We start from the raw sequence: 17,271 nt of genomic DNA on the forward strand, positions 1-17,271 counted from the left end.
TCGGAAGAGGTCTTTTGTTATTCATTAGAAAAAAGGTTGAAACTAGGGAGAGATGGTACTTTGAAAGAAACGAGAGGAAATGGTTTAGCTTTATTACCACTTGGGATATTTTTGGCGCTATTTATTGGTTCTGGAATTATTACAGGTGATTTCTATAAATTGCCGATACTTGTAGCGATTTCAATTGCTGTAGGAGTCGCTTTAGTGATGAATCGTAAAGAAAGTTTTAATGTGAAAGTCGAGCGGTTCGCTAAAGGTGCAGGAAATCCGGATATTATGATTATGGTATTAATTTTTGTGCTTGCAGGTGCATTTTCTGAAACTGCTAAAGGAATGGGTGGAGTAGACTCAACTGTTAATTTAGCGTTAACTATTTTGCCACCAGGATTTATCGTAGCTGGAATCTTTGTTATTGGTGCATTTATTTCATTAGCGATGGGAACATCAATGGGAACAATTGCAGCATTAGCACCGATTGCTGTAGGTATTAGTGGTCAAACTGATATCTCAATTGCACTTGCGATGGCTACTGTTGTTGGCGGAGCGATGTTTGGTGATAATTTATCATTTATTTCAGATACAACAATCGCAGCTGTTCGTTCACAAGGAACAGAAATGAAAGATAAGTTTAAAACGAACTTTTTAATTGTATTACCAGCGGCTATTATTACAATTGTACTATTAGTAATAGTTACTTCAGGAAGTGATACGCAGATTAAAGCGCATAGCTTTGAGTGGATAAAGATTTTACCGTACGCAGGAGTACTTATTACAGCGCTACTTGGCTGGAATGTACTTATTGTATTAACTGGTGGAACTGTACTATCTGGTGTTATCGGTCTTATAGATGGAAGTTACACGTTAGAAAGTTTCTTTAAAAGTGTAACGACTGGAATGGGCGGTATGATGGAGTTAGTGTTACTTGCTATATTAATTGGCGGTATGGTTGAATTAATCCAATATAATGGTGGTATTCAATATTTAATGAATGTATTAACTCGTAATATTCGTTCGAAAAAAGGAGCAGAATTTGGTATTGCTGGTTTAGTGAGTATGACGAATATGTGTACAGCGAATAATACAATTTCAATTATCTTTACAGGCCCGCTTGCAAAAAATATTGCAGATCAATATGAAATAGACCCTCGTAAATCAGCGAGTGTATTAGATCTTTTCTCATGTTGTGTGCAAGGGTTAATTCCATACGGTGCCCAAATGTTAACGGCAGCAGGATTTGCAGCGTTATCTCCGGTTGAATTGTTACCATATGCATTTTATCCAATTTTAGTTGGAGTATGTGGGATTGTTTCTATTTTAATTGGGTTTCCAAGGTTTTCGAAAGTAGCTGAGAAAAAAGAGTATCATAAAACAGCTTAATTTAATATGAACGTTAGTAATTAAAAAACGTGCAGAGAATAGACTCTGCACGTTTTTTTTGCGTAAAGGGCTGAATATGACTCGGTCTTAAGTCTGAGTTAAAAACGGTTCTTAAGCTCGTTATGGAAAGATGAAAAAATAGTTAAGATAAGAGTATCAAATCGAAGGGAGGCAAGCACAAGATGAAACAATTTCTAGCGTTTATCGCAGCCGGTATTTTGGCTTTAATTGCTCTTGGTAGTCTTGCTGGTATTGTAGGATTCGCAATCGGAGCAGGAGTTGTATATTGGAGCTATAAATCATTTGTGCGAGCTAAGTCATTTTTTGGAAAGTTAGCTTGGGGTATTGTTGGTTTAATCGGTTTATCCATTGCACTTTCTCATTCACCAGCATTAATCGGTATCGCTGCTTTAGTGGTTTTATACTACGGATACCGTGAGTGGAAAAAAGAAAAAGATGTAGTTGTTGAGTCTGCTCCAGAAAGTTCTAAACCATATAGCAACTTTGAAGATGAGTGGAACAAATTAATGAAAAACTAAAACAATAAATCAAATTATAAATAAAGTAGAAGAGAGGAAGATTTATAATGAAACAATCTTTATTCGGACGTGTACGCGATGCAATTTTAGCTGATTTTCATAATGTGTTAGATGAGAAGGAAAGAAAAAATCCAATTGCGATGTTAAACCAATATTTACGTGATAGTGAGCGTGAAATAACAAAAATTGAGAAGTTAATTGAACGTCATAAAACATTAAAATCTAACTTTGCTCGTGAGCTTGAGCAAGCACGCTATTTCGTTAACAAAAGATCAAAGCAAGCTATCATTGCTCAAGAAGCAGGCGAATTACAATTGCACGAACGTGCTTTAGAAGAGGTAGCTTATTATGAAGGGCAAGTAACTCGATTAGAAGAAATGTATGCAGGTGTTGTAGAGCAAATTGATGAGTTAGAGCGTCGTCTTTCTGAAATGAAAAATAAATTAAAAGAAATGCACGCAAAGCGTATGGAACTAATGGCACGTGAAAATATGGCACATGCAAATCGTCGTATGAATACTGCGATGCATAAAATGGATGAAAATAATCCGTTCTTACGATTTGAAGAAATTGAAGATCACATTCGTGACTTAGAAACTCGTATGAATGAAGAGCATGAGCGTGACACATTTGATATGAAAATTGCAAAACTTGAGCGTGAAATGAAGGAAAAGAATGATGTATCGTTAACGAAAGAGTTAACAAAATAATAGTAGTATATTATAAAACAGGCTTATGATATAGTGATAGGAGAAAAGGTGTTGGAAAGCAATGCCTTTTCTTCTATGTATATGTGACAAGAAGGGGGGGAGCTGAAATGAAGAAACATTTTTCAAAGACACAATTAATGGGGATGCTCCTCATCATATTTGGATTCGGTCTTTTTCTTGATATGATACTTGGACATTTTGAACCAGGTGGTCTCATTTTTGCATTTATTATGCTTATGTTTGGAAGGCATTATCGTAAAAAGAATCGTTATGTACGGGGAAATGTATTTTTATTTGTTGGTGGTATCGTATTTTTATTCTTCTTATTTTCATCAGCAGCATTTGTTCTTGTCGTATTTGCTTGTTTAGCTTTAATTGGTTATCAATTGATTCAACAAGGACATCAGCAAAAAGCAATGAAGGTTGAAATTAAAGAAAAAGGGATTATAGACGAAGAGAAGCAAATATATCGTACAGAACCATATTTGAAAAATATGTTTGTAGGCAATGTACGAATGATGGATCATATTTATGAACTTGAGGATATTAATGTTCAATATGGTGCTTGTGATGTGGAAATGGATTTAACAACTGCTATGATTCCAGAAGGAGAAACAGTAATTGTTATTCGAGGTGTCGTTGGTAATATTCGTTTATATGTGCCATATGATATTGAACTTTCTTTAAATCATTCTGTTCTTGTCGGCCGTGTGCTCTTGCCAGGTCATGAAGAGACAGGGTTTAACCGCAATGTTACATTTAGAACAGAGCAGTATAAAGAGGCTCCTCGTCGTATTAAAATTATTTCTTCGCTTGTCGTAGGCGACACGGAAGTGAGGAAAGTATAATGAAGAAACAAAAAAATATTTCGTGGATGTATATTCGTTATTCTATGTTGTCCTCTGTTAGTATCGCACTCATTTGTACAATTGTATATGTATGGAAAAGCGAGCAACAAGTGTATGATTTATTATGGAAGGAATCCATCGCTTCTGTTCCAATTGGCTTGTTTATTATGACTACAAGTTTACTTATCGGGGGAATTGTAGGATATGCAATCGGTTACTATATAGAGCAGCGTATACAAGGATTAAATACTTTTCTATTTGAAGTAGAGCGAGGGAATTTTCCGAGCGATGTTTCGTTTACTGCAGATGATGAATTTCATGAAGTGGAACGAAAAGTAATCGCTCTGGCTCGTCGATTAGAGGAGCAAGCGGGACTCTTTCAAAAAGTAACGAATGAACGAGCTCATTGGAATGAAGAGATGAGACAAGAAGCGATATCTCAAGAAAGGCATCGTTTAGCAAGGGAGTTGCATGATTCAGTAAGTCAGCAGCTTTTCGCAATGTCGATGATGATGTCAGCGATTAATGAACAAATAACTGAATTTCCAGATGTGACAAAAAAACAATTACAACTTGTTGAAAATATGGTTGTAAATGCTCAATCAGAAATGAGAGCATTGCTCCTTCATTTACGTCCTGTACAATTGGAAGGAAAGAAACTGACAGAAGGTATAGAGGAATTATTAACGGAATTATCGCGAAAACAACATATGAAAATTGAATGGCTTATTGAGCCAATAGAATTAAAAAAAGGTGTAGAAGATCATTTATTCCGTATTGTGCAAGAAGCGCTATCAAACACGTTGCGACACGCGAAGGCAAAGAAAACAGAAGTGCGCCTTCGAAAAATTGATCAATATGCGATTTTAAAAATCATTGATGACGGTGTTGGGTTTGAAGTAGGCGTTAATAAAGCCGGTTCCTATGGCTTAAGATCGATGCAAGAGCGTGTTCATGAAATTGGTGGGACACTCAAGGTACTTAGTTTCCCGGCCAAAGGTACACAAATAGAAGTGAAAGTACCGATTATGCTTGAGAGAGGGGGAGAAGTATGATAAAAGTATTGCTTGTCGATGATCATGAAATGGTTCGTATGGGTGTATCGGCATATTTATCTACACAGCCAGATATTGAAGTAGTAGGGGAAGCTGAAAATGGAAAAAAAGGATCAGAATTAGCACTGCAATTAAGACCGGATATTATTTTAATGGATCTTGTTATGGATGAGATGGATGGTGTCGAAGCAACACGTGCTATTATTCAAGAATGGCCAGAAGCAAAAATTGTAGTTGTAACAAGCTTTTTAGATGACGAAAAATTGTATCCTGTTATTGAGGCTGGGGCGACTAGTTATTTATTAAAAACATCAAGAGCAAGTGATATTGCAGATGCTGTACGAGCTACTTATGATGGAGAAACAGTATTAGAGCCGAAAGTTACCGGGAAAATGATGTCCCGTATGCGTCAAAAGAAAGAGCAACCTTTGCATGATGATTTAACGGAAAGAGAGTTTGAGATTTTGTTATTAATTGCAGAGGGAAAAAGTAATCAAGAGATTGCGGATGAGTTATTTATTGCACTGAAAACGGTAAAGACACATGTGAGTAATATATTAAATAAATTGAATGTAAGTGATCGTACTCAGGCAGTTATTTATGCATTTAGACATCAATTAACGAAGTGATAAAGTGAAACTTTAATTGGCGGGGGGATTCCTCGCTAATTATTGGATCGCTACAATATAGATTTGGCGTTAAAACCATTGAATGTTTTTATTGACGATAAATATTGTAAGCGTTATCATTGAGGTGTTAACAGTACATATAAAGGGGAGAATGTATATGTTAGTTCAAACTATATTCGGAATGGATAAGTCTAAAAAATTAGGGGATTATGTGAACGCATTACAAGCACTTTGTGAACAATATAATGTTGAAACAGATAAAATTGCGATTATTGAGGCAACAGAGGAATACTATTTATTTTTAGTAAAGCAAGAAGAGCACTATGATGTTGTCAAGGTAGAAACAGTTGATACGAATATTGAATATTATACGAAAGCTTATAAAATAAGCAGTTTTAATCATAATGCTTATCAAATGTAAAAAAACTCCCTTTTGGGAGTTTTTTTAGGAGGCTTTTACTTCGTTAGATTCGGTTAGTAATGGAACTTTTTTCGTACCGCTTAACTTAGCGATTGCAAGGCCAATAAGAGCTCCTGCTAATGCTGGTATTAGCCAGCCGATTCCTTCATTATATAAAGGGATAAATTCAAAATATGGTGTGATGAATGAAACTGAAATACCACCTTGTTTTAATCCATCAAATACGCTCACTACAGCTGCTCCGATTAAAGCACCTACATAAACAGAGCGATATCCACCGAAGTATTTATGAAGTAACGATAGTAGTACGAGTACAATCGCAATTGGATACACAACAAGTAGAATTGGAACAGAGATTGCGATAATTTTCGTTAAACCTAAGTTGGCAACTAATAATCCTAATGCGCAAATGATACTCGCGAACGTTTTGTATGAGAATGTAGTCAATAATGTTGAAAAATATTGGCTGCACGCAGATACGAGTCCAACGCATGTCGTTAAACAAGCGAGTGTAACGATAAGAGATAATAGGAGCAAACCGTACGGACCGAATAATTGTTGTACGATAACAGTAAGTAGCTGTCCACCATTTTTTGCATATCCGAGAGAGACACTAGTTGCCCCAAGCCAGCCGAGTGCACCATATACAAGTACGAGTCCTGTAGCGGCAATAAGCCCTGCTTTTGCTGTGGCGATGGCAATGGACTTACGATCATTCACACCTTTAGAGCGAATTGCATTTACAACGATAATTCCAAATGCAAGTGCTGAAATGGTGTCCATTGTTAAGTACCCTTCCATAAAGCCTTTGAAGATTGGAGAAGTTTGATACTCTTGCATAGCTGGTCCTGATTGCCCAAGTGGTGTAAAGACACTTTTAACAAACAATAAGAAAATTGAGAGTAATAAAATAGGTGTTAATATATTTCCAATACGATCGACAAGTTTAGATGGATTTAAACTCAGCCAAAATACGAAAGTAAAGAATATGATTGTATATACAAATAGCACTAGGCTGCTAGAGCGGATTGTTTCTGGTAAGAAAGAACTAACACCCATTTCATAAGCGACATTTGCAACACGTGGGATGCCCATGGATGGACCGATGGCAATGTATACAACTACTGTAAAGAAAATTCCGAATAATGGATGGACATGACTCGCGAGTTGCTGCATCCCATTTCCTGATAGAGAAATTGCGATAACAGTTAGTAGTGGTAAGCCAACTCCTGTTAGTAAAAATCCAATCATTGCTGGCCAAAAGTTTTCACCTGCGTTTTGTCCAAGCATGGGAGGGAAAATTAAATTACCTGCCCCAAAAAATAAAGAAAATAGCATAAGACCCGTGAAAAAAATATGTTTTTTTGATACAGTGTTCATTGTTTTTCCTCCTTTTTTAAATTCATTTGTAAGAACACAAAAAACTCGTCCCTAAAGAAAGGGACGAGTTATATTTACCCGCGATACCACCCTAATTTATACATGTAGAAATAAATCTATATGTATACGGCTTTGCAACGTACAACATGATACGTGTTCCTTGTAACGGGGGACGGCCGGTAAGAACTTACTGTAACATTCGGTTCTACTTCTCGGAGATGATTTTCGGTTACATACTGAACGTTGGCTTTCAGCAAATTGCCAACTCTCTGGGGAACAGTTCTATAACGTACTCGTTCTCGTCAATGAATTTTTATTCAAGTATTCTGACAGTATTGTTGCATGTTTTTTTTAGAAAGTCAATATGTTTTTTGAAAGATATATTTATATACGGAAATATCGAAAGTAAAATTCGTTGTTGCAAAAGGAATAATGAATTGTAAAATGGGAGTAAAAATTTGCGGAGAATTGTAAAATTTATAGAGAAAGTTGATATTTATAGGAGTAAAGAAGGGATTATTTGAATTTACAGAGAATATTACAACAATCCACTTGCTGGAAAGAACAAACCAAAAGAGGTGACTGAAATGCTTGCGATGGGAGTATTATTTGGCATTATTGCTATAATTGGTTTTATGTGGTTATATTATTCGCGTTCGTTTAAACAAGCAGAAGTTTTACTCTTTCAAAAAGGTAGTTTGTTGACAAATCAGTCTAGATATTTAGTATGTCCGAAGTGTGGAAGTGCACAGGCCAGAAGTGGAGGATATCAAGAGTGTTGCAAAATTAGATTATGAAAGAAAGGAAGCCTCACATTATTTTGTGAGGCTTCCTTCCTTACAACTTCATGGCGCTCCAAATTGTCCATCGATCTCTTTCAATAATAGGAGAGACGTTTTGTAATGCGGTCTGTATATGTTGTAGAAGTTGAGAAATTTCATCATCTGTTAACTCATATAGAATGGATCGACCTGTTCGAGGAGATAAATCTTGTAGCAATGCTTCTACAGAATCATGTATTTTTCGTACTTCCCATTGTGTTTGTGTGGGAAGTACGTGAAGAGAATGTTTTTGTAATTCTTTCTGTATCGTGTTAGTTTTTGGACGTCTTTTTGACTCTATTTCAATGAGTTTTGGAAATATAGAGAAAAAATATCCACGAATGTGTTCGGGACTTCCTGGAACTGTACAATCTTCAATCGTTCGATCTTGTAAAATAAGTACACCGTTTTTATTTAATATACGAGAAGCTTCACGTAAAAATGTAGGAATGTCTTGTAAATGATGAATAACTGCGCGCGAAATAACTATGTCGAATGTTTCATTAGGGTATGGGATATTATGTGCATCACCGTGGATGAATGAAATATTTGGAAAGTTGTTGCAATTTTCTTTTGCAGCTTGTAATATTTCTTTTGAAAAATCAAGTCCCACAACATTTTTAGCTCCCATAAGAGCAAGTTCTTTCGTATAAATCCCGCCACCGCAGCCAATATCAATTATTTGCTTGTTTTGTATGTCTGTAATGTTTGTTACCATTTCAGCCCAAGAAATATGAGCGTTTCTTGTTGCGTATGTGTATTTATTATTTGCATCATGAAAATTAATGGACATGATAAAGACCTCCTTTCAATGATTAGTATAACTTATTTAATAGGATGTCACGTTTTTGTTTTATGTATGAAGATTATAAGAATTTCTTATCGTAAAAGGAGGATTAATTTGAAAGGGAAATATGTATTGTTGTTATTTGTTATGTTACTAGCAGCTTGTGGTCAAGCTGAGCAAAAAAAAGAAACAAAAAAAGTAGAAGAGACGGTGAATGAAGTGAAAGAAACAATAGGGGGAACCGTTATACAAAAAAAACATAAAGAGAAAAAGTTGCAGGAATCAGAAGCGAAGTTAGTAATAGACATTTTGGATAAAGCTGAGAAACAAGAAATAACCGGAAGCTTCGGTGAACCTGAATATGAAATACAAATTAGTAGAGATGGGAAAAAAGAAACTTATTATGCATGGTTAAGGGGAGAAGATAGACGAGGATGGGTGCAATATAAGAAAGCTATGTATATGTTGAATGAAAAAGATACGGAAAAGCTTCTGGCTATATTTCCAAATGTTTCAGAACAAAAAGAAGATGAGATGCAGGTAGGTCCTTTAACGGAAGTAACAAAAAAAGATTTGCAGATTACTGCGTTTCATATTAAAGCAGGCGATCAAAATGTGAATTATATGGTACGGTATACGATTTCACAATCACTATACAACAAGTTAGTGAAGGAACAAGAATATTATTTGCAACTCACTTTCCCAGAAAAAGTTCAAAAATTAATTGGAGCAAAAGAGAGTGAAATGATTTTAGGTGAAAAAGTAAAGGAAGGGTATAAGCAATATGAATTGCATGCTACTGTTCCGATAAAAGGTGCTTCAGAATCACAATTAAAATCATTAGAAACATATTACGAAAAGTATGATTTAAAAATATTAAACAGTGAAAAAGAAAAAATAGGCGTGTTTCAAAATATAATTCAAATCGTTAAAGAGTATGGTGAAAAAATGAATTTTCAAAGATAAAGTGAGACTTTAATCGGAGGAGGATACTCATTTTTCATTGATTAATAGTCTTTGCCAATTCGGCGTTGACTCCCGCTTAACTTCTTTGTTCCAACTGAATTTTGAGGTAAGATCCTTATTGGCTGTAACTGAATTGAAATTCTATGTAGCCTTTCCTAGGAAATGATAATAGAGAGGGGGAAGAACCCCTCTCTATTATTTTGCTTTTGCAGATGGCTCATTCATTGATTTTCGTGTAATAAGAAATGAAATCATAAGAGCGGAAAGAATGATAAGAGTGATAAGTAAGTGATTTGGCAACCAATCTAATAATAATACATAGCTCACTGTATAAAAAATAAGAGTTGAAGCTAAAAATGATAAAACACCTATTATGAGAGATTGTAAATTCATTCGTATGCACCTCCTTTATTTGTATTTTTGGCTAAAAATGGATTAAATAAACATTATTTCTAACAATAGAAAAAAATATGTCATAATAGAGGCAAGAATAATTTTTGATGGGCTTTTATGACTCGTCACAGGGGGTTAAAGGAGAGAGAGATGAAAAATAATAAAAAAGGATTATGGGGAATTATTGTTGCCATAGGATTATTTTTACTGTCTAAGTTAAAGTGGATATTTGCAATTTTTAAATTAGCAAAGTTTTCAACGGTATTTAGTATGTTTCTATCGCTTGGCGCATACGCAGTTATTTATGGTTGGAAATTTGGAGTGGCGCTCATTTATTTGTTGTTTGTTCATGAAATGGGCCATTTATGGGCTGCGAAAAGAAAAGGGATCCCAACATCGCCAGCGATCTTTATTCCATTTATGGGGGCTCTTATTGGAATGAAAGAGATGCCGAAAAATGCAAAAGATGAAGCTTACATTGCCTATATGGGTCCGCTTTTCGGACTTCTGTCATTTTTGCCAGCGATACCGCTTTATATAATGACGAAAGAGCCATTTTGGGCGCTTGTTATTTTGCTTGGAAGTATGATTAATTTCTTTAATTTAATTCCCGTTTCGCCGCTAGATGGTGGGCGAATTATTTCAGTTGTCAGTACTAAAATTTGGGGAGCGGGCCTTATTTTATTACTTGGCTATTCAATTTACTTTAAAAGTATTTTGGGAGGATTTATTGTTATTATCGGTTGTATGGAATTATATAGAGTGATAAAGAGAGATGAGCCGATTAAGGAATTAGGGCATAAAATTGATGGGATGAAAGAATATGTTGCTAGGCTTGAAGAGGAATTAAAAGAAACGGGTGCTGTACATCGGACTATATACATGATGCATCATGAGATGAATGCATTAAGACAAAGAGAACGGGAAAAAGAGTTACAAATAGGTGAACTTCAAAAAATGGAAGTGTTAGAGTATCTTTTACCGAAGTTCGAACCATTAGATTATGTTCCATATGAAGATGAAAAAGATGAGTATACTATTCACATAAGAGAAGCATTTGAAGCGTCAGAAAGAAAATTAAATGAATGGAAAACAGAAAAGGAACAACAAGAAAACTATTATAAAGTGGATACGAAAACGAAATGGACAGTATTTGCTTGTTATATCGGATTAATAGCTATACTTGGTTATACAGCTTATGAAGGTTATATTGTTTTACAGGAGCATTTGCCAAGACGAAATGTGTAGAAAAATATTGTCGAAATGATAGGAAGAATTAATACAGGAATTATATTTCTACGAGAGAATGTTACAAGTATAGTCATACATTGTAATATCTTTAGTAGAGAAGGAGTTCTGTATATGAAGAAATTGTTAAGTGTATTCGGGATTATTATCGTAATGATCATTGCGAGTTATAGTCTTATGAAAGTGCTGTTACATTATGCGAATAAGCCTGCTGAGGTAAATACAATAGCTCAAGTAGAAGATGTGCAAGAAGAGACAAAAGTGCTAGATTTTATTCGAATGACACATGAAAGCTATAATAATTTCTTAAATTACGGTAAAGCAGAGAATTATACAGACGGGGATTGGAATCAATTTAAGCAATGGTTTCAACAACAAGAACCATCTTTAAAAAATATACATACGGAAATAAAGAATGAAAAAATAAAACGCGATGTAAATAGAAGCTATAAAATTGTAAAAAAAGGTGTGGAACTTCAAAATATTGAGTATGTAGTGTATGCCCACCGTGTATATCATGACTTGGATATTATCGTAAATAAATATAGAGGTGAAACGAATATCTGGGGGTATACGGAGTTTGGTGATGGGAAAGATAGAAAGGTAATTGAACAAGCTATACAAACAAAATAATAAGCTAGCTAGAATTCTAGTTAGCTTATTTTCTTTTGTAAATGCAATGTTCATATATTATTCACAAAAACAACGTGTTAATAGTGATTAAAATCACAATCTGCATTATAAGATTCAGTTAAACTAAAAACAGTTAAGGAAATAGAGGAGTGGGATACAATGTTAAGTGCAAAAACAATTGAAATCGTAAAGTCAACAGTACCATTATTACAAGAAAAAGGCGTTGAAATTACAACGAGATTTTATCAAATTTTATTTTCGGAACATCCGGAGTTATTGAATATTTTCAACCATACGAATCAGAAAAAGGGAAGACAACAACAAGCGTTAGCGAATGCTGTTTATGCTGCTGCAACGTACATTGATAATTTAGAAGCTATTATTCCAGTTGTAAAACAAATTGGTCATAAGCATAGAAGTTTAGGTATTAAAGCTGAGCATTATCCGATTGTAGGCACATGTTTACTACGTGCCATTAAAGAGGTCGCAGGTGCACCTGATGAAGTTTTAAATGCATGGGGAGAAGCATATGGTGTCATTGCTGATGCATTTATTAGCATTGAAGCAGAGATGTATGAAGAAGCTGCACATAAAGAAGGTGGATGGAAAGACTTCCGCAACTTTGTGATTGTTAAAAAAGTGAAGGAAAGCGATGTTATTACGTCATTTTATTTGAAACCTGAAGATGGAGGGAAAGTTTCTTCATTCATCCCAGGTCAATATGTAACGGTTCAAATCAATATTGAAGGTGAGACATATACACATAATCGTCAATACAGTTTATCCGATGCTCCTGGGAAAGAATATTATCGTATTAGTGTAAAGAAAGAAAAAGGTGTAGATACACCAGACGGTAAAGTGTCTAATTACTTACATGAACATGTAAAAGAAGGAGATATTTTGCCAGTAAGTGCACCAGCGGGAGATTTCGTATTAAAAATGGATTCAACGTTACCAGTTGTACTAATTAGTGGTGGAGTAGGGATTACACCGATGATGAGTATGTTAAATACGTTAATTGAACAAGATTCAAAACGAAATGTATATTTTGTTCATGCAGCAATAAATAGTAATACACATGCAATGAAAGAACATGTTAAGGCAGTAGACAATGAATATGAACAAGTTAAAGCATACACTTGTTATTCTGCACCAACTGAAAAAGATTTGGAAACGAAGAACTTTGATAAAGAAGGATTTATTGAAGCAGAATGGTTACAAACTATTATTCCGACAACTGAAGCAGAATTTTATTTCTGTGGTCCAGTAGCATTTATGAAGCATATAAATGCTGCACTAACTGATTTAGGTGTGAAACAAGAGCATATTCATTATGAATTTTTCGGCCCAGCAACAAGCTTACAATAAGACGGATGAGAATAAACAATAAAACGAGGTATTTATTTTACCTCGTTTTTTATTTGTTCTCGTAATAAACGGTTAACTGTTTCACGGCGTATGCCTATCAGTTGACCAATTTCAGTTTGTGTTAATATTTCATATATAGGAATGTCATCTAAATATAATGTGAACCATTCTTGTAAACGATGAAGACGTTCTTTTGGTGAGACGGTTGTCAATTGATCAATTCGTTGTTGCATCATTCTTAATTTCGATTGCAATTGCATAGCGATGTTGGCATATGATTCAGGATTTGCTTGAAGTCTCTCATACCATTCACTACTAGTAATTGGTTCCACTTCTGTTTTTATTAAAGCGATAGCTGTACCGTGATATTCTTTCGGTGAAATTAAAGAATGATGAGGTATCGTTTCACCTGGAACGATAATGTTGAATAAAAATGGTGTTCCGTCTTCTTCTAACCGAACTACTTTTAATAAGCCAGTTTTTATAAAGTATAAAGGACCGTCCTCGCCTTGACGGAATAGTACATCTCCTTTGTGTAGAATCAATGTTAGCCCCCCATTAATATGTTTCTATTTCTTCTATTTTAGCGTATATGTATATAGATAATATGCTATTTCAACAGCAATTTCATTGACGAAATGTATGCTATTACAGTAGTATACTATTTAGTGTGTAATAGTACTAGCAATGAATACGCTGTAGGGGGTTTAGTATATTGTTAGATGCGATGAGAATGACGGATATGAGAATTCCGGCGAATGCTATCATTCATGTAGAAGAGATGAAAGGTGGAGTCGTTTTATCCGTTGAAGTAGACGGCCAAATTATTTATACGATGGCTTATGATGAAGAAACAGATAGTTATGCTGAATTATATGATCGAAATGATAAGAGGGCGTGCCAAGTACATGAAGACTTTATGGGATGGTCACTTCTTCACTAAAAAAGATGTCAATATGACATCTTTTTTTATTAAATCGATAGAATATACAAAGAAATGAAATATAAGGATAAAATTTGTAATAATTGATTTTGCATTGTTAGCACTCTGTAACTGCAAGTGAACTATTTTTTCGCTATCATAAAGATAACAGTCGCAGTTATAGGAGTGGTCAACTTGAAGAAAGTACATATTTCAAATTATATGTTATTATGTGTTTGTTTAATTTTATTTGTTCTCCTTGGAGGATTTTTATATTCATGTGTATAAGAAAAACGCATTCTAAAAAGAATACGTTATAAAAGGGAAATAATGATTAATCTAGTTCCAAGAATAATTAACGTAATACGTAATAAATTAATTACGGCGTTACCACTCAGTTTTGTATTAATGTAAGCCCCGATTTTTCCGCCGATCCATGCACCAGGAATAAGGATTAATGCATAAATCCAGCTGACATTTCCAAGTGAGATGTGAGTTGCAGAACTTACAATTGCTGATAGAAATACGATGAACATTGAAGTTGCTACTGCAATATGTGCTGGGAATGCAAAAAGAAGCATCATTGCTGGAACAAGTAAGGCACCGCCACCAATTCCAAATAACCCAGATATAAACCCAACTATAAAGGCAATAAAGATAGCAAGAAACGGTGGGAATTGATAGTGTACAGTATTTCCATCATTATCTGTAAAAGAACGCTTAATTACAGACGTATTTGAGAGGGAAAGAGGTTTTAATTTGTCTCGAAGCATAAGTAGAATTGAGACGAATATAAGGAAAATCCCAAAGTATAAAGAAAATGTGTCTTGGTTTAAAAATTTATTTGCCCATGATCCGATAATACCACCAGGGCCGCTTCCGATAAATAAAATAAGTCCACTTTTATAATCTACTCGTTTATGCTTCATGTAAGTAAGGGTGGAAGATAGCCCTGTAAAAACGACTGTTACCATAGAAGTCCCTACTGCAAGTTGTGGTGATAAACTGTGTAATCCAATTAATAACGGAACAATAATAATTCCGCCTCCAAGCCCAACTAGGCTGCCGACTGTCCCGGCGATTAGTCCGATGAAAAGTAACATGATGTATTCCAAAATTGCCAACTCCTCTAAATAACTTATCCACCAATTATTATACACGCTTTTTAATGAGAAATAGGCTTGTTCACAAAAAAGTCGTCTTCCTAGAAAAATAAGGAAGACGACTTTTGATTAGAAAACAAAATGTAATAGGTAGTAAAACAGAGCAGCTAAAGAAGCTGAAATAGGAAGTGTAATAACCCATGTAATTAACATACGTTTTGCAGTTCCCCATTTTACCCCTTTCACACGGTGAGAAGCACCAACCCCTAAAATAGAAGAAGAGATAACGTGCGTCGTACTAACCGGTAAGTGAATGAATGTTGCACCGAAAATAACAAGTGATGATGATAAATCGGCAGCTACACCATTTACAGGACGAATTTTCATAATTTGTCCACCGACAGTTTTAATAATTTTCCATCCACCGACAGAAGTACCAAGCCCCATTGCGATAGCACAAGATAATTGTACCCAGAACGGAATATCGCTAGAAGTATGATAGTTATTAGCCATAAGAGCCATCGTAATGATTCCCATTGCTTTTTGTGCATCATTCGTACCGTGTGTATAGGCTTGTAATGCTGCAGTGAAAATCTGGAATATACGGAAGTTTTTGTTCGTTTTCGTTAAGTTAAAGTTTTTAAAGACCACTTTAAAAATACTGTATACGATATAACCAATAACGAAAGCGATAATTGGTGAAATGATTAAAGCTTCAAGAATTTTAATGAATCCTTTAAGGTTTAATGAGCTAATACCAGCAGCAGCAATGGCTGCACCTGCGATTGAGCCAATAATTGCATGCGAAGAACTACTTGGGATACCGTAGTACCAAGTAATTAAGTTCCATGCTATCGCCGCAAGTAAAGCAGCTAAAATTACAAGAGAACCATTTTGTAAAGCAAATGGGTCAACGATATCTTTTGTAATCGTTTTTGCTACACCTGTAAATGTCATTGCACCTAAAAAGTTCATAATAGCTGCCATAATAATTGCATGTCTAGGCTTTAGAGCTTTCGTTGAAACAGCCGTTGCAATAGCGTTTGCTGTATCGTGAAATCCATTGATAAAGTCAAAAGCTAAAGCGCAAATGACTACTAAAACGGTCAGTATCAAGAGTGTATCCATGATCAAACTCCTTACGCGTTCTTCATAATAATTGTTTCTAATACGTTTGCAACGCTTTGACAGCTATCAGCTACTTCTTCAAGCTCTTCGTAAATCTCTTTAAATTGAATAATCTTAATCGGATCTTTCTCACGAGAGAATAAGTGCTTAATCGCATGACGACGAATATCATCGCATTGTGATTCGTAATCCTTAATCTTGATCGCGTTCGTACGAATGTCGACTAACTTCTTTTTAGACAGTAGTTCAACAGAATTTGCAATTTCAATTGCACATTGATTAATTGCTTCTACGAATTTAATCATGTATTCATCAGCTTCTGTAATAGAATACATTTCGAACAGACCAGCACTGTGATCTAATCCGTCTAATACATCATCCATACTCATTGCAAGTTGTAGGATGTCTTCACGTTCAATCGGAGTAATAAACGCTTTGTTTAGCTCCATAATGATTTCGTGAATAAATGAGTCACCTTTTGACTCATACTCTTTCATGCGCATAGAAAACTCTTTTAAATCGCTAGCATTTTTAATTTTATACTCCACGAAAAATTGCGCGCCTTCTTTTAAATTTTCTGAAACATTCATTAACATTTCAGAAAATTTATCTTTTTTTGATTTAAAGACCATTATTGTTACCCCCACAAAAGTAATATATGTAAAATATATTGGCTAATCAATTCTAACAAAAAACTGTCGTTTTTTAAAACATTTTATCGAAAAGTTTACAAAAACTTAACATAACTCTCGTTGTTCTATTAATAATATTAATATCCAATAGTGAATATCTTACTTGTAGAATGTCCTTTTCTTGCAAAAAGTATGAATGTAAAAGAAAAGCTTTACACTATAGGAATGACTACGTTATTATAATAAATTTAAAAGGCGGTATATTCTTCCTTTTAAAAAGAAGAGTGTAAATAAATGAAGGAAGTGAACGA

Annotated in this window: 20 protein-coding genes and 1 other annotated feature; of the genes, 13 read left to right on the plus strand and 7 right to left on the minus strand. The window is 34.8% G+C overall.

The genetic code is table 11. From position 1 onward, the window contains the following. Positions 1 to 60: 60 nt before the first annotated feature. The 7 genes from AC241_RS07575 (at position 61) to AC241_RS07605 (ending at position 5,579) form a co-directional block, all read left to right on the plus strand. Positions 61 to 1,377: a Na+/H+ antiporter NhaC family protein gene (locus tag AC241_RS07575; RefSeq protein ID WP_016082311.1), complete on the plus strand. Its 1,317-nt coding sequence runs from the start codon at positions 61 to 63 to the stop codon at positions 1,375 to 1,377. A gap of 182 nt (positions 1,378 to 1,559) precedes the next feature. Next, a complete protein-coding gene (locus AC241_RS07580) occupies positions 1,560 to 1,916 on the plus strand; it encodes a lmo0954 family membrane protein (protein ID WP_000808640.1) in 357 nt (118 codons plus the stop codon). Between the two features lie 47 nt (positions 1,917 to 1,963). Then, positions 1,964 to 2,626, plus strand: coding sequence for a PspA/IM30 family protein (locus AC241_RS07585; protein WP_000814127.1), 663 nt, complete (start codon positions 1,964 to 1,966; stop codon positions 2,624 to 2,626). A gap of 107 nt (positions 2,627 to 2,733) precedes the next feature. Beyond that, positions 2,734 to 3,474 (plus strand): cell wall-active antibiotics response protein LiaF, encoded by a 741-nt coding sequence (gene liaF / locus AC241_RS07590; protein ID WP_029441825.1) that lies wholly within the window; start codon positions 2,734 to 2,736, stop codon positions 3,472 to 3,474. After that, the gene (locus AC241_RS07595) at positions 3,474 to 4,529 is read left to right on the plus strand and encodes a sensor histidine kinase (protein ID WP_016082309.1); all 1,056 of its coding nucleotides are present in this window, start codon (positions 3,474 to 3,476) and stop codon (positions 4,527 to 4,529) included. The genes liaF and AC241_RS07595 overlap by 1 nt, the downstream gene beginning before the upstream one ends. Beyond that, positions 4,526 to 5,158: a response regulator gene (locus tag AC241_RS07600; RefSeq protein WP_016082308.1), complete on the plus strand. Its 633-nt coding sequence runs from the start codon at positions 4,526 to 4,528 to the stop codon at positions 5,156 to 5,158. The genes AC241_RS07595 and AC241_RS07600 overlap by 4 nt, the downstream gene beginning before the upstream one ends. Positions 5,159 to 5,240: 82 nt before the next feature. After that, a complete protein-coding gene (locus tag AC241_RS07605) occupies positions 5,241 to 5,579 on the plus strand; it encodes a DUF3922 domain-containing protein (RefSeq protein ID WP_141542533.1) in 339 nt (112 codons plus the stop codon). Between the two features lie 24 nt (positions 5,580 to 5,603). On the opposite strand, the gene brnQ3 is transcribed toward AC241_RS07605, so the two are convergent. Then, entirely contained in the window at positions 5,604 to 6,959 is a 1,356-nt protein-coding gene (brnQ3, locus tag AC241_RS07610) for a branched-chain amino acid transport system II carrier protein BrnQ3 (RefSeq protein ID WP_016082307.1), read from the minus strand. Positions 6,960 to 7,015: 56 nt separating this feature from the next. Continuing rightward, positions 7,016 to 7,274: a binding site (T-box leader), on the minus strand. A gap of 272 nt (positions 7,275 to 7,546) precedes the next feature. Between brnQ3 and AC241_RS07615 the strand changes: the two genes are divergently transcribed. Beyond that, a complete protein-coding gene (locus tag AC241_RS07615) occupies positions 7,547 to 7,756 on the plus strand; it encodes a hypothetical protein (protein WP_000880630.1) in 210 nt (69 codons plus the stop codon). A gap of 40 nt (positions 7,757 to 7,796) precedes the next feature. Here AC241_RS07615 and AC241_RS07620 read toward each other — a convergent pair whose 3' ends face one another. Continuing rightward, complete coding sequence (locus AC241_RS07620) at positions 7,797 to 8,573, minus strand: class I SAM-dependent methyltransferase (protein WP_050843059.1); 777 nt, start codon at positions 8,571 to 8,573, stop codon at positions 7,797 to 7,799. A 108-nt stretch (positions 8,574 to 8,681) separates the two neighbouring features. On the opposite strand from AC241_RS07620, the gene AC241_RS07625 reads away from it, so the two are divergent. Beyond that, a complete protein-coding gene (locus AC241_RS07625; protein ID WP_050843061.1) occupies positions 8,682 to 9,533 on the plus strand; it encodes a YhfM domain-containing protein in 852 nt (283 codons plus the stop codon). Between the two features lie 195 nt (positions 9,534 to 9,728). Here the strand turns inward: AC241_RS07625 and AC241_RS07630 are convergent, their stop codons facing one another. Further along, complete coding sequence (locus tag AC241_RS07630; protein WP_016082303.1) at positions 9,729 to 9,926, minus strand: hypothetical protein; 198 nt, start codon at positions 9,924 to 9,926, stop codon at positions 9,729 to 9,731. 150 nt (positions 9,927 to 10,076) lie between these two features. Between AC241_RS07630 and AC241_RS07635 the strand changes: the two genes are divergently transcribed. From AC241_RS07635 to hmpA, 3 genes are all read left to right on the plus strand, one after another. Further along, positions 10,077 to 11,174, plus strand: a complete 1,098-nt coding sequence (locus AC241_RS07635) for a site-2 protease family protein (protein WP_016082302.1) — start codon at positions 10,077 to 10,079, stop codon at positions 11,172 to 11,174. 114 nt (positions 11,175 to 11,288) lie between these two features. Beyond that, a complete protein-coding gene (locus AC241_RS07640) occupies positions 11,289 to 11,807 on the plus strand; it encodes a hypothetical protein (protein WP_048563669.1) in 519 nt (172 codons plus the stop codon). Between the two features lie 159 nt (positions 11,808 to 11,966). Further along, positions 11,967 to 13,175, plus strand: coding sequence for an NO-inducible flavohemoprotein (hmpA, locus tag AC241_RS07645; RefSeq protein ID WP_048563668.1), 1,209 nt, complete (start codon positions 11,967 to 11,969; stop codon positions 13,173 to 13,175). A 32-nt stretch (positions 13,176 to 13,207) separates the two neighbouring features. On the opposite strand, the gene AC241_RS07650 is transcribed toward hmpA, so the two are convergent. Further along, positions 13,208 to 13,720 (minus strand): Crp/Fnr family transcriptional regulator, encoded by a 513-nt coding sequence (locus tag AC241_RS07650; RefSeq protein WP_016082299.1) that lies wholly within the window; start codon positions 13,718 to 13,720, stop codon positions 13,208 to 13,210. Between the two features lie 170 nt (positions 13,721 to 13,890). Between AC241_RS07650 and AC241_RS07655 the strand changes: the two genes are divergently transcribed. Next, positions 13,891 to 14,118: a hypothetical protein gene (locus AC241_RS07655; RefSeq protein WP_000883009.1), complete on the plus strand. Its 228-nt coding sequence runs from the start codon at positions 13,891 to 13,893 to the stop codon at positions 14,116 to 14,118. A gap of 293 nt (positions 14,119 to 14,411) precedes the next feature. On the opposite strand, the gene AC241_RS07665 is transcribed toward AC241_RS07655, so the two are convergent. The 3 genes from AC241_RS07665 to AC241_RS07675 form a co-directional block, all read right to left on the minus strand. Beyond that, complete coding sequence (locus tag AC241_RS07665) at positions 14,412 to 15,212, minus strand: sulfite exporter TauE/SafE family protein (RefSeq protein ID WP_000455762.1); 801 nt, start codon at positions 15,210 to 15,212, stop codon at positions 14,412 to 14,414. A 117-nt stretch (positions 15,213 to 15,329) separates the two neighbouring features. Next, positions 15,330 to 16,328, minus strand: coding sequence for an inorganic phosphate transporter (locus AC241_RS07670; protein ID WP_000380276.1), 999 nt, complete (start codon positions 16,326 to 16,328; stop codon positions 15,330 to 15,332). Positions 16,329 to 16,339: 11 nt separating this feature from the next. Then, a complete protein-coding gene (locus AC241_RS07675) occupies positions 16,340 to 16,960 on the minus strand; it encodes a DUF47 domain-containing protein (RefSeq protein ID WP_000231445.1) in 621 nt (206 codons plus the stop codon). Between the last annotated feature and the right edge of the window lie 311 nt (positions 16,961 to 17,271).

Origin of the sequence: Bacillus thuringiensis, assembly GCF_001182785.1 — a bacterium.
Classification (GTDB): Bacteria; Bacillota; Bacilli; order Bacillales; family Bacillaceae_G; genus Bacillus_A; species Bacillus_A thuringiensis_S.

What these genes read in the sequence shown, in the direction of transcription:
- AC241_RS07580 (WP_000808640.1), top strand. Translation starts at nt 1,560, where the DNA reads ATGAAACAATTTCTAGCGTTTATCGCAGCCGGTATTTTGGCTTTAATT.
- AC241_RS07670 (WP_000380276.1), bottom strand. Translation starts at nt 16,328, where the DNA reads ATGGATACACTCTTGATACTGACCGTTTTAGTAGTCATTTGCGCTTTA.
- AC241_RS07675 (WP_000231445.1), bottom strand. Translation starts at nt 16,960, where the DNA reads ATGGTCTTTAAATCAAAAAAAGATAAATTTTCTGAAATGTTAATGAAT.
- AC241_RS07620 (WP_050843059.1), bottom strand. Translation starts at nt 8,573, where the DNA reads ATGTCCATTAATTTTCATGATGCAAATAATAAATACACATACGCAACA.
- AC241_RS07600 (WP_016082308.1), top strand. Translation starts at nt 4,526, where the DNA reads ATGATAAAAGTATTGCTTGTCGATGATCATGAAATGGTTCGTATGGGT.
- AC241_RS07630 (WP_016082303.1), bottom strand. Translation starts at nt 9,926, where the DNA reads ATGAATTTACAATCTCTCATAATAGGTGTTTTATCATTTTTAGCTTCA.
- brnQ3 (WP_016082307.1), bottom strand. Translation starts at nt 6,959, where the DNA reads ATGAACACTGTATCAAAAAAACATATTTTTTTCACGGGTCTTATGCTA.
- liaF (WP_029441825.1), top strand. Translation starts at nt 2,734, where the DNA reads ATGAAGAAACATTTTTCAAAGACACAATTAATGGGGATGCTCCTCATC.
- AC241_RS07605 (WP_141542533.1), top strand. Translation starts at nt 5,241, where the DNA reads ATGTTTTTATTGACGATAAATATTGTAAGCGTTATCATTGAGGTGTTA.
- AC241_RS07585 (WP_000814127.1), top strand. Translation starts at nt 1,964, where the DNA reads ATGAAACAATCTTTATTCGGACGTGTACGCGATGCAATTTTAGCTGAT.
- AC241_RS07595 (WP_016082309.1), top strand. Translation starts at nt 3,474, where the DNA reads ATGAAGAAACAAAAAAATATTTCGTGGATGTATATTCGTTATTCTATG.
- AC241_RS07615 (WP_000880630.1), top strand. Translation starts at nt 7,547, where the DNA reads ATGCTTGCGATGGGAGTATTATTTGGCATTATTGCTATAATTGGTTTT.
- AC241_RS07640 (WP_048563669.1), top strand. Translation starts at nt 11,289, where the DNA reads ATGAAGAAATTGTTAAGTGTATTCGGGATTATTATCGTAATGATCATT.
- hmpA (WP_048563668.1), top strand. Translation starts at nt 11,967, where the DNA reads ATGTTAAGTGCAAAAACAATTGAAATCGTAAAGTCAACAGTACCATTA.
- AC241_RS07635 (WP_016082302.1), top strand. Translation starts at nt 10,077, where the DNA reads ATGAAAAATAATAAAAAAGGATTATGGGGAATTATTGTTGCCATAGGA.